The 12,035-nt window shown below is 60.7% G+C and carries 5 protein-coding genes and 3 pseudogenes; 3 read left to right on the forward strand and 5 right to left on the reverse strand.

Going from position 1 to position 12,035, the window contains the following annotated elements; genetic code table 11:
* Positions 1–2 precede the first annotated feature (2 nt).
* Positions 3–476 (reverse strand): SOS-induced cell division inhibitor SulA, encoded by a 474-nt coding sequence (gene sulA / locus F0169_RS12645; protein ID WP_058411024.1) that lies wholly within the window; start codon positions 474–476, stop codon positions 3–5.
* Positions 477–486: 10 nt separating this feature from the next.
* Positions 487–1,095: a transcriptional repressor LexA gene (lexA, locus tag F0169_RS12650; RefSeq protein ID WP_003172575.1), complete on the reverse strand. Its 609-nt coding sequence runs from the start codon at positions 1,093–1,095 to the stop codon at positions 487–489.
* 263 nt (positions 1,096–1,358) lie between these two features.
* Between lexA and F0169_RS12655 the strand changes: the two are divergent.
* Positions 1,359–2,065 (forward strand): annotated as a pseudogene (locus tag F0169_RS12655) (TetR/AcrR family transcriptional regulator).
* 161 nt (positions 2,066–2,226) lie between these two features.
* Positions 2,227–3,237: a beta-N-acetylhexosaminidase gene (gene nagZ, locus F0169_RS12660; RefSeq protein ID WP_152746713.1), complete on the forward strand. Its 1,011-nt coding sequence runs from the start codon at positions 2,227–2,229 to the stop codon at positions 3,235–3,237.
* 247 nt (positions 3,238–3,484) lie between these two features.
* Here the strand turns inward: nagZ and F0169_RS12665 are convergent, their stop codons facing one another.
* The 3 genes and pseudogenes from F0169_RS12665 to mfd form a co-directional block, all read right to left on the reverse strand.
* Positions 3,485–6,175 (reverse strand): DEAD/DEAH box helicase, encoded by a 2,691-nt coding sequence (locus F0169_RS12665; RefSeq protein WP_152746714.1) that lies wholly within the window; start codon positions 6,173–6,175, stop codon positions 3,485–3,487.
* 9 nt (positions 6,176–6,184) lie between these two features.
* On the reverse strand, positions 6,185–6,751 hold the full coding sequence (locus tag F0169_RS12670; protein WP_122252167.1) for a CsiV family protein: 567 nt from the start codon (positions 6,749–6,751) through the stop codon (positions 6,185–6,187).
* An 11-nt stretch (positions 6,752–6,762) separates the two neighbouring features.
* Positions 6,763–10,211, reverse strand: a pseudogene (mfd, locus tag F0169_RS12675) (transcription-repair coupling factor).
* 341 nt (positions 10,212–10,552) lie between these two features.
* Here mfd and F0169_RS12680 point away from each other — a divergent pair.
* Positions 10,553–12,015, forward strand: a pseudogene (locus tag F0169_RS12680) (glyceraldehyde-3-phosphate dehydrogenase).
* The last annotated feature ends 20 nt before the right edge of the window (positions 12,016–12,035 follow it).

A 12,035-nucleotide genomic window follows, 5' to 3' on the forward strand; every position in this document is an offset into this window, starting at 1 on the left:
AATTACCCCAATCGAATATTCAAACTCTGCGCATCGCCGGTACGCGCGGCGCTGATCAGCTGCTGCTTGGCCGTTGCATTCAGTGGGTTGAGCCAGCTCACCACGGTATGGCTGCGGCCCAGGCGCAAGGCTTCGCAGGTCAATTGCTGGGCGCTTTGCATGCCGCGCGGTTGCAACAGCAGGATGCGCTCGCGGTTGAGGCCAGCGTCCCGCAGCCAGGCCTGAGTCAGGCTGGCGGGCGGTGCGATCAGCGTCAGCCAGCGCGCGTCCTGGTCTTCGCTCAATTCACGAAGGATCGGCGCCAGCAGGCTCAGGCAGCTCCCGGCAGCACCGCGCAACGACAGTTCACTGAACGCCTCAGGTTCGGCGCCCCAGGGCGCCTCGACCGTTTCCTTGAGGGTGGGCGAGAGCGGTTGAGCCATAAAGGCCTCGAACAGCGACAGTTGTGTGTGTTGTGGGGTGTGCACGAGCTGCATGGTGCCTCCTTTAGCGGCGAATGACGCCAACGCTCAAACCTTCGATCACCAGGTCCTGATCTTTCAGGTTCACTTCGATCGGGGCAAACTCGGGGTTCTCGGCCAGCAGCCAGACCTTGCTGCCTTCACGCTTGAAGCGTTTCACGGTGACTTCATCGCCGATGCGGGCGACGACGATCTGGCCATTACGCGCTTCACGGGTGGTGTGGACGGCCAGCAGGTCACCGTCGAATATGCCCACGTCCTTCATGCTCATGCCGTGCACACGCAACAGGTAGTCGGCGCGCGGATGGAAGAAGGTGGGGTTGATATTGCAGGATTCCTCGACGTGCTGCTGTGCCAGGATCGGCGCACCGGCGGCGACGCGGCCAATGATCGGCAGGGTCGATTCGTCGGCCTTGGCTTCAAAGCCAGGGATACGAATACCGCGTGAAGCACCGGGGGTCATCTCGATCGCGCCTTTGCGAGCGAGTGCCTTGAGGTGCTCTTCAGCGGCGTTGGGGGATTTGAACCCCAGCTCCAGCGCAATTTCCGCTCGCGTCGGCGGGTAGCCGTTGTCATCGAGGCAGCGCTTGATAAAAGCCAGAATCTCAGCTTGGCGTGGCGTCAGTTTTAGCATGTTGATCGCTCTGTCTTTTTATACAGTGACTGGGATTATATACAGTGAATTGCGCTTGGCAATCATCCTTTTTGGGCACTCCGCTGGACGGTCATATTTCACCCTTCCTGCAACGCAGCAGCAGTGCGTACTGCGCACAGGCAAGGATGTGATTAAATGTCGCGCAAATAGATGACTGCCCGGCCGTAAAACGAACGCTCAGGCTTGACAAGACACACCCTGAAACGTATGTTTCAAACAAGTGTTTGTCAGGCGGAGTAGTCATGGCCCAGTCAGAAACCGTTGAACGTATTCTCGATGCTGCCGAGCAATTGTTCGCGGAAAAAGGATTTGCCGAAACCTCATTGCGGCTGATCACCAGCAAGGCTGGGGTTAATCTGGCTGCGGTGAACTACCATTTCGGCTCCAAAAAAGCCCTGATCCAGGCGGTGTTTTCGCGCTTCCTGGGGCCATTCTGCGCCAGCCTCGACCGCGAGCTGGAGCGCCGTCAGACCAAGCCCGAAAACACCCCAAGCCTGGAAGACCTGCTGGAAATTCTCGTCGAGCAAGCGCTGGTCGTCCAACCGCGCAGTGGCAACGATCTGTCGATTTTCATGCGCCTGTTGGGCTTGGCCTTCAGCCAGAGCCAGGGCCACCTTCGGCGTTATCTGGAAGACATGTACGGCAAGGTGTTTCGCCGCTACATGCTGCTGGTCAACGAAGCCGCGCCGAGTATTCCACCGATCGAACTGTTCTGGCGTGTGCACTTCATGCTCGCGCGGCCGCGTTCAGCATGTCCGGGATCAAGGCATTGCGCGCGATTGCCGAGACTGACTTCGGCGTGAACACCTCGATTGAACAGGTGATGCGCCTGATGGTGCCGTTCCTCGCCGCCGGCATGCGTGCCGAATCCGGCGTGACCGACCCGGCCATGGTTGCCGCGCAATTGCGCCCACGCAGCAAATCCACACTGGCGGTCGCCAAGGCGTGACCGCTCTGGGTGTGCGCGGCCGCTTGCATCCGCTAAGCTAGCCGCCATGCCGAATTCAGCTATTTACGTTACACGCAACCCGTCGTTTTCACCGAGCGCCCATTAGTACGAATGGCGCCCGATGAGGGCTGCGGGTTGTGTGCGTTATTTAAGGAAGGTTTATGACTGCTGCCCTGCAAGGTTCTTTGATGGTCGACGTTGCCGGCACTTGGCTGACGGCCGAGGATCGCCACGTGTTGCGCCAGCCTGAAGTGGGTGGGTTGATCATTTTTGCGCGCAATATCGAGCACCCACGCCAAGTGCGCGAGTTGAGCGCGGCGATCCGTGCGGTGCGCCCGGACCTGCTGCTGGCTGTCGACCAGGAAGGTGGTCGCGTGCAGCGCCTGCGCCAAGGCTTCGTGCGCCTGCCGGCCATGCGCGCGTTGGCGGATAAGCCGAACGCCGAATACCTCGCCGAGCAGTGCGGCTGGATCATGGCCACCGAAGTGCTGGCCGTCGGCCTGGACTTGAGTTTTGCCCCGGTGCTCGACCTGGACTACCAGCGCAGCGCCGTAGTTGGCACCCGATCATTCGAAGGCGACCCCGAGCGCGCCGCTGTGCTGGCGGGTGCTTTCATTCGCGGTATGAACAGCGCGGGCATGGCCGCCACCGGTAAACATTTTCCGGGCCACGGCTGGGCTGAGGCGGATTCCCACGTCGCGATTCCGAATGATGAACGCAGCCTGGAACAGATTCGCGCGAATGACCTGGTGCCCTTCGCACGCTTGAGCAAGCAATTGGCTGCGGTGATGCCTGCTCACGTCATTTACCCGCAGGTCGATGCCCAGCCCGCCGGCTTTTCACGTCGTTGGTTGCAGGATATTCTGCGCGGTGAATTGCAGTTCGATGGGGTGATTTTCAGCGATGACCTGTCGATGGCCGGCGCGCATGTGGTCGGCGACGCCGCCAGCCGTATCGAGGCCGCGTTGACCGCCGGTTGTGACATGGGCCTGGTGTGTAACGACCGGGCGGCTGCCGAGCTGGCATTGACGGCCGCCCAGCGCATGAAGGTCACGCCGTCGCCGCGCATCGCGCGTATGCGTGGGCAAGCGCTTGCATCGACGGACTACAAGCAAGACCCGCGCTGGATGGCGGCGGTCGGTGCGCTTCGGGGAGTCGAACTGATTGAGTGACAGGGCCCTGTTTAATTAAGCCCTGAAATGTCGGAAACAGGGGCGTCCAGTAGGCGTGTATGCGTACCGGAAGGTAGGAAGCATCCGCCTTTGGCTGGCCATCGCTTGGTTTAAAATCGCGCCATTGCCGGGCTGACACCGAGTTGCGCCTTTCGCGAGCAAGCCCGCTCCCACACTTGACCGTGTACATCCTGAGTAAACGCGGTCAAGTGTGGGAGCGGGCTTGCTCGCGATAGCGGTTTAACCGTCAGCGCTTCTCTTGCTTGTTGGGCAACGGCGCAAACAACGCCTCGATGTCGTCATTGGCCAACTGCCAATCGCCGGTGGTACGCCCATCCAGCACGCCCGCCGCCAGGTCGGATTTTTCCTTCTGCAGGTGCTGAATCTTTTCTTCCACAGTGCCCCGCGCGATCATCTTGTACACGAACACTGGCTTCTCTTGCCCGATGCGATACGCACGGTCAGTCGCCTGGTTTTCCGTGGCCGGGTTCCACCACGGGTCATAGTGAATCACCGTGTCGGCTTCGGTCAGGTTCAAGCCCACGCCGCCCGCCTTTAAACTGATCAGAAAAATCTGCAGCTTGCCGCTCTGAAAGTCTTTCACTGGCGTGCGTCGATCACGCGTCTGGCCGGTCAGCAGCGCGTAGGCAACCCCGCGCTTTTTCAGCTCGGCTTCGATCAGGCTGAGCATCGAGGTGAACTGCGAGAACAGCAGAATCCGGCGCCCTTCGGCAAACAACTCTTCAAGCATTGCCATCAGGCTGTCGAGCTTGCCCGAGCTGCTGCCGTGGGCGGGCAGGATGGCGTCGTTGACCAGGCGTAAATCGCAGCACACCTGGCGCAGCTTGAGCAGCGCTTCGAGAATGATGATCTGGCTGCGCGCCACGCCTTTGCGGGTAATTTCGTCGCGGACTTTTTTATCCATGGCCAGGCGCATGGTTTCGTACACGTCGCGCTGGGCTTCATTGAGGTCGACCCAATGGATAATCTCGGTCTTGGGCGGTAACTCCGTCGCGACCTGTTCTTTGGTGCGGCGCAGCAGGAATGGTTTTATCCGACCGTTAAGGTGCTGTAAGCGCACCTCACTGGCGCGCTTTTCGATGGGCACGCGGTAATCGCGGTTGAAGCTTTTTACGTCGCCCAGCCAGCCCGGCAGCAGGAAGTGGAACAACGACCACAACTCGCCCAGGTGGTTTTCCAACGGCGTGCCACTCAGGCACAGGCGCTGGCGCGCGTTCAGCTCGCGCGCCGCGTGTGCGGCTTTGCTGTTGGGGTTCTTGATGTATTGGGCTTCATCCAGAATCAGCACATGCAAGGGCAGGGCGGCGAGGTGTTCGATGTCTTTGGGCAGCAGCGCGTAGGTGGTCAGCAGCAGGTCGTAATCCTGCAAGTTCTGGAAGTGTTTCTTGCGCGTCGCGCCGTACAGCGCCAGCACGTTGAGTTGCGGTGTAAAGTGCGCCGCTTCGTCGAGCCAATTCGGGATCAGGCTAGTGGGCATCACTACCATGCACGGCCGGTCCAGGCGCCCGGCGATTTTTTCGCTAAGAATATGCGCCAAGGTTTGTAGGGTTTTGCCCAGGCCCATGTCATCCGCAAGAATCCCGCCGACGTCGAGCTGGCGCAGTGACTGCATCCAGCTCAGGCCTTCCAACTGGTACGGGCGCAAGGTCGCGTTTAAGCCCTCGGGCGTCACGCAGGCGAAGTCCTTGATGTTGCGCAGGCGCTGGGCAAAGTTGCGGATTTTTTCGCCGCCTTCCCATTGCAGCGGCAAGTCTTCAAGCGGGTTGAGGCGAATCGCGTCGGCTTTGGCCAGGCGCAACGTGGTGGTGCCGGATTCCTGCAGGTAAAACTCGCCAAGCGTGGCCAGTACCGGCTTCAAGCGCCCATAAGGCAGCGCCACTTGCAGCGGGCCGTGGCCATTCGGCAGGCCGGGAATGTTCACCAGGATCAGTTCGTCATCACGGCGCCGCGCGAGTTTTTCCGGGTTGAGTATCTCGGTGTGCGAGCGCATCAGGTTAAGCAGGATCGGCAGCAGGCTCAGCCGCTCGCCGTTGACGATGATGCCCAGTTCCAGGTCGAACCAGTCGCGCTCCGGGCCTTCGTCCACTTTGGCGTACCAGTCATCGACGGCGCTCAGGTCAAAACCGAAATCTTCATCAATCTGCAGTTCCCAACCGTTGGCGCGCAAGGCCGGCGATGCATTCAGCGTGAAGTTCAGCCAGGCGCTGTCATTGACCATTTCGAACAATTCACCGGCGCTTTCCGGCAGTGCCTTGCTCTGGCGCGTGGCGATCTTGAAACCCAGCAGGCGCAGTTGCTCGCGATACGGCTGCTCCAGCTCGGGATGGCGCTTGATGCGCAGGCTTTGGGTTTCCTGGCGCACAATGATGTCGGCGTTTTTTTGCCCGCTGACGTAGTTGCCCAAGTAGTTGAACGACAGCGCCGCGCGGTGCTGGATATAACGCTGCATCTTGCCATTACGCGGTTCAAACGCGCTGAACTCGACACTCGCCAGCCACAGGCGCGGCACGGGCAACACGTCTTCCATCACCACTTGGGGCAGCACCACGCGGTTATCCAGCACGGCCTGGAGCTTTTCGAGCAGTTCGGCATCTTCGGCCGCTGCTGGGTAGGCCAGGGTTTCCTGGACCTTGAGCAGCACTGCCGCGATGTGTTTGCAGTTGGTGTGCACCGGGCAGGTACAGCGGCTGTCGACCAGAATCAGCATGCCCTTGGCCGACTCGCGCAGCGAGATAGTCTGCCGATAAACGTTGCCGCCCGAGCCTTCGCAACTGGCGACGATGGTGCTGTCACCCGACTCGACAATGCGCACGCGGTTTTCCAGAGCGTAGCGTCGCCCGCGCTCAAGGCTTTGCTCTTTAAAGCGATTGGCCCACGAAGGGGCCAGGGGTTTGGTCAACGGCGACGTCAGGGGCATGGCGCTGGATCAGTCCTGAATGTCGGGCGGTGGCGCGCTGGGCGGCTTGGCGGTCAGCGAAGTGATTTTGATCAGCAGCGCCAGGTGGCCGCCGTCGAGGTAATTAAGCTGGTTGTTCTTGGTGCGCACGTCTTGCTGGGCCAGACGCTCGCTGGCGATCACGCTGCCGTTGGCGTCGAACTGGTTGATCCAGAAGTCGGCATCGATGTCGGTGAAACGACCCAGTTGCAGGTTCAACACGCCCTCGATAGGGAACTGGCCAAATTGCTCCTGGCCGTCGGTGATCGCGATTTTAACCGGTTGCTCGCCGAGGTTTTGTTCCCAGGCCTTGTGCGCCAGCACGGTGTAGCTGGAGTCGGCGCGTAGCTTGTCGACGATAGTGCTCAGGCGCGGCGGGCTCATTTTGTCGCCCAGGTGCACGGCCCCGGCATCCCAGTCTTCCGGCGCGGCGCGGCTGTTGATCACCGGCTCGGCATTCTGGCGCACCAGGATCATTTCAACCTGATACGGGCTGTCGGCAAACGCCGAAGGTGCAACCACCACCAATAACAGGCTCAGAATGCGGAACAGGCGCATGCGGGCGTCCTTCAAACGGTTTTCGGAATGAGGCGCTCAAACAGCGCCTCCAGGGTATTAAAGCGTTCTTCGGCGCGTTCCATCGGCACCATGAACTTGAACAGCGTAGCCCCTTCGAACTTGTAGCGGTTGGGCTGGCCCTGAATCAGCTTGATCAGTACCAGCGGGTCCACCGGCGTCTGCGCTTCGAACTCGATGCGCCCGCCTTGCGGGCCAGCGTCGACTTTTTTGATACCCAACTGCTCGGCCTGCAATTTGAGCAAGGTCAGGCGCACCAGGTTCTTGGTCGGTTCCGGCAGCAGCCCGAAGCGGTCGATCATTTCCACTTGCAGGTCTTTGAGGCCTTCTTCGTCGGTGGCCGAGGCGATGCGCTTGTACAGAATCAGCCGCGCGTGCACGTCCGGCAAGTAGTCTTCGGGAATCAACGCAGGCAAACGCAGGTTGATTTCCGGGCCGCCGCCCAGCGGTTGATCAAGGTTCGGTTGCTCGCCTTTGCGGATGGCTTTCACCGCGCGCTCAAGCATTTCCATGTACAGCGTGAAACCTACGGCCTGAATCTGCCCGCTCTGGCCGTCGCCCAGCAGCTCACCGGCGCCACGGATTTCGAGGTCGTTGGTGGCCAATACAAAACCCGCACCGAGGTCCTGGGTGTTGGCGATGGCTTCCAGACGTTTTTCGGCGTCGGAGGTGATCTGTTGGCGCGGTGGCGTCAGCAGGTAGGCATACGCTTGGTGGTGACTGCGCCCGACGCGGCCGCGCAGTTGATGCAGCTGAGCCAGGCCGAACTTGTCGGCACGCTCGATGATAATGGTGTTCGCGCTCGGCACGTCGATGCCGGTCTCGATGATGGTCGAGGCGATCAGCACGTTGAAGCGCTTGTGGTAGAAGTCGCTCATCACCTGTTCGAGTTCGCGCTCGCGCATCTGCCCGTGGCCGATGGCGATGCGCGCTTCCGGCACCAGTTCGGCCAGGTCGGCGGCGCACTTCTCGATGGTTTTTACGTCGTTGTGCAGGTAATACACCTGCCCGCCGCGCAGCAGTTCGCGCAACAGCGCTTCCTTGACCGTGCTTTTGTTCTGCTCCATCACGAACGTGCGCACCGACAGGCGCCGCGCCGGCGGCGTGGCGATAATCGACAAGTCGCGCATGCCCGACACGGCCATATTCAGCGTGCGCGGAATCGGCGTGGCCGTCAGGGTGAGGATGTCGACTTCACTGCGCAGGTTCTTCAGTTGTTCTTTTTGCCGCACACCAAAACGGTGTTCTTCGTCGATGATCACCAAGCCGAGGTTTTTGATCTTCACGTCGTCCGACAGCAGCTTGTGCGTGCCGATCACAATGTCGATCTTGCCTTCGGCGAGGTCGGCGACGGCGGCATTCACTTCCTTGGCCGACTTGAAGCGGCTCATCACCTCTACGCTCACCGGCCAGTCGGCAAAGCGGTCGCGAAAGCTGTTGTAGTGCTGTTGGGCGAGCAGGGTGGTCGGCACCAGAATCGCCACCTGTTTGCCGCCGTGTACTGCGATAAACGCCGCGCGCATGGCCACTTCGGTCTTGCCGAAGCCCACGTCGCCGCACACCAGGCGGTCCATCGGCTTGGGCGCGAGCATGTCGGCGCGCACCGCCTCGATGGTGGTTTGCTGGTCGGGGGTTTCTTCGAAGGCGAACCCGGCGCTGAAGGTCGCGTAGTCGGCTTTCGGGTCGGCGAAGGCATACCCTTCGCGCGCCGCGCGGCGTGCATAGATGTCGAGCAATTCGGCGGCGACGTCGCGCACCTGTTCGGCGGCTTTGCGCTTGGCCTTCTGCCAGGTTTCGGAGCCCAGGCGGTGCAATGGCGCCAGCGCGTCATCGCTGCCGGTGTAGCGCGCGATCAGGTGCAAGCTTGCGACCGGCACGTAGAGCTTGGCGCCCTCGGCGTATTCCATGGTGAGGAATTCGGCGGCCTGGTTGTCGATCTCCAGGGTCTGCAAGCCCAAATAACGGCCGACGCCGTGGTCGATATGCACCACCGGCGCGCCTTCGCGCAGCTCGGTGAGGTTTTTGATCACGGCGTCGTTGTTGGCGTCGGCGCGTTTGTCACGGCGGCGACGCTGCATCACACGCTGACCGAACAGCGGGCTTTCGGCGATCAGCGCCAAGGCCGGGTCATCCAGCTGCAAGCCTTCGTCGAGCGGCGCGATAGTGATCGCCAAACGTTCTTTGCTCTTCACAAAGTCCGGCCAACTGTCGACGGTTTTCGGCCGCAGCTTCAGGCGTTCCAACAGCTCCAGCAACACTTCACGGCGCCCGGCGGACTCGGCGGTAAACAACACGCGGCCGGGGAAATCGCCGATGAAGTTGGCCAAGGCTTCCAGCGGCTGGGCGGCTTTGGCCTGGATCGCCAAGTCTGGCAGCGCTTGCGCGGGGAAGCGCTCGCGGCCACTGCCGGCGTCCACGTCTTGCTGGCTGGCGACCACGCGCGGCCAGTTTTTCAGGCGGGCGAAGCAGTCTTCAACCGGCAAAAACAATTCGGCAGGTGGCAATAAAGGCCGGGACGGGTCGACGCGGCGCTCTTCGTAGCGGTTGCGCACATCGTTCCAGAAGTTTTCCGCTGCCTGCTCAATGCCCGGCAGCGAGAACACTTGGGTGTCCTGCGGCAAGTAGTCGAAGAGGGTGGAGGTTTCGTCGAAAAACAGCGGCAGGTAGTACTCGATACCGGCCGGGGTAATCCCGCTGCTCAAATCCTGGAAGATCGGGCAGCGACGGAAGTCGACATCGAAGCGTTCGCGAAAGCGCGCCTTGAAGCGCGTGACCGCATCTTTTTGCAGCGGGAATTCCCGCGCCGGCAGCAGCTTGATCGACTCTACTTTGTCGATGGAGCGCTGGTTTTCGGGGTCGAAAGTGCGCAGGGTTTCGATTTCGTCATCGAACAGGTCGATGCGGTACGGCAGTTTGCTGCCCATCGGGAACAGGTCGATCAACGCGCCGCGCACCGCGAATTCACCGTGCTCGTACACCGTGTCGACGCAACGGTAGCCGCTGGCTTCGAGGCGCGTGCGCATTTGCTCTACATCCAGCTTCTGGCCGATGTCCAGCACCAGGCTGCTGCCCAGCAGGAACTTGGTCGGCGCCAGGCGATGCAGCGCGTGGTGATCGGCACCACCAGTACGCCGTGGGCCAGTTCCGGCAAGCGGTACAGGCTGGCGATGCGCTGGGAAATGATGTCCTGATGCGGCGAGAACAGGTCGTAGGGCAGGGTTTCCCAGTCCGGGAAATGCAGCACCGGCAAATCGGGGGCGAAGAAGCTCAGCTCCTGCTCCAGCCGCTCGGCGCTTTGGCTGTCGGCGGTGAGCAGCAGGGTAAAGCGTTTGGCTGCACTGGCAGCCTCGGCAATGGCCAGGCTCAGGGCGGCACCGGGCAAATTGCCCCAGTGCTGTTTACCTGCCGCGGCAGGGAGAAGCGGTAGACGCAGAACGGGCACGGAAGGTTGAGCTCCAAGCGTTGCGACAAAGTCGGTAATTGTAACGGCCCCAGGTGCCGCCTGTCAGTTGCTGACTGAGCCTATTACGGTTTGTGGGAAATGTAGTGGCTAAGACAAACAATGCAGCCTTTTGACTCAATATGTAGTGCCCAAATGCGCGTAGTTTTCGGAGGGTTACGGACAAGTCGGCCTCGCGGCTCAACAAGTGGCCTTCTGGAAGCCGCGTATTTACTGGCCTGTAGCGGGGTGTCGATTTTTCGCAAGCACTTTTTGTTAGGGCGCGCGCATTGCTCCGAGGGTGGTCGGGGCGGCATAATGTAGCCCCTTTTTTCTGCCCCTACATGTGGAAGGTTCCCGTGACTCAGAAGCCCGACCAGTGTCTTGGTGAATGGATCGACCGTGAAGCGCTCGCTGAAGCGATGATTCCGCTTATCGGTCAGCTGTACCGCAATAACAATGTGGTGAGCTCGATCTATGGCCGCAGCCTGATCAACCAGTCTGTCATCGCGATTCTCAAAGCCCACCGCTTTGCGCGTCACCGTTCCGCCGACGACAGCGAACTCTCCGTCCACGAAACATTCCCGCTGCTTAAAGCCATGAGCGAGCTCAAGCTCGGCGCGGCTTCGGTAGACCTGGGCAAACTGGCCTACAAATTCCGCAAAGAAGGTGCCGGCCGCAGCGCCGAGCAGTTCGTGCGTGAAGAAATGGCCGACGTGGTCGGTCAGCAAAACGCCGCAGCCCGCAAAGGCACCGACGTTGTGCTGTACGGCTTCGGTCGTATCGGCCGTTTGCTGGCGCGCATCCTGATCGAAAAAACCGGCGGCGGCGACGGCCTGCGCTGCGTGCCATCGTGGTGCGCAAAGGCGCCGACAACGACCTGACCAAACGCGCCAGCCTGCTGCGCCGCGACTCGGTACACGGTCCGTTCAACGGCACCATCGTCATCGACGAAGAAAACAACACCATCACCGCCAACGGTAACCTGATCCAGGTGATCTACGCGAAAAACCCGGCCGAGGTGGATTACACCCAGTACGGCATCAAGGACGCACTGCTGGTAGACAACACCGGCGTATGGCGTGATGCCGAAGGCCTGGGCCAGCACTTGGCGTGCCCGGGTATCGACCGCGTTGTGCTGACCGCGCCTGGCAAGGGCAAGCTGAAGAACATCGTGCACGGTATTAACCATGGCGAGATCACGGCTGACGACAAGATCGTGTCTGCCGCTTCCTGCACCACCAACGCCATCGTGCCGGTGTTGAAGGCTGTGAATGACAAGTTCGGTATCGTTAACGGTCACGTTGAAACGGTTCACTCGTACACCAACGACCAGAACCTGATTGACAACTTCCACAAGGGCGATCGCCGTGGCCGTAGCGCTGCGCTGAACATGGTGATCACCGAGACCGGTGCTGCCACTGCTGCTGCCAAGGCGCTGCCTGAGCTGGCCGGCAAGCTGACCGGTAACGCGATTCGCGTTCCAACGCCGAACGTGTCGATGGCGATTCTCAACCTGAACCTTGAGAAAGCGGCTACCCGCGAAGAGATGAACGAGTACCTGCGCTATATGGCGCTGCACTCGGACCTGCATAAGCAGATCGACTTTGTTAATTCGCAGGAAGTGGTTTCCACCGACTTCGTTGGCTCGCGCCATGCGGGTGTGGTGGACGCTGAGGCGACCATTACTCAGGACAATCGTGTAGTGCTGTATGTGTGGTACGACAACGAGTTCGGCTATAGCTGCCAGGTGGTTCGCGTGATGGAAGACATGGCCGGGGTTAACCCGCCTGCGTTTCCGCGATAAGCGTCTGCAGTAATTGAAAA

It is taken from the genome of Pseudomonas kitaguniensis (genome assembly GCF_009296165.1).
In the GTDB taxonomy this organism is placed as follows: Bacteria; Pseudomonadota; Gammaproteobacteria; order Pseudomonadales; family Pseudomonadaceae; genus Aquipseudomonas; species Aquipseudomonas kitaguniensis.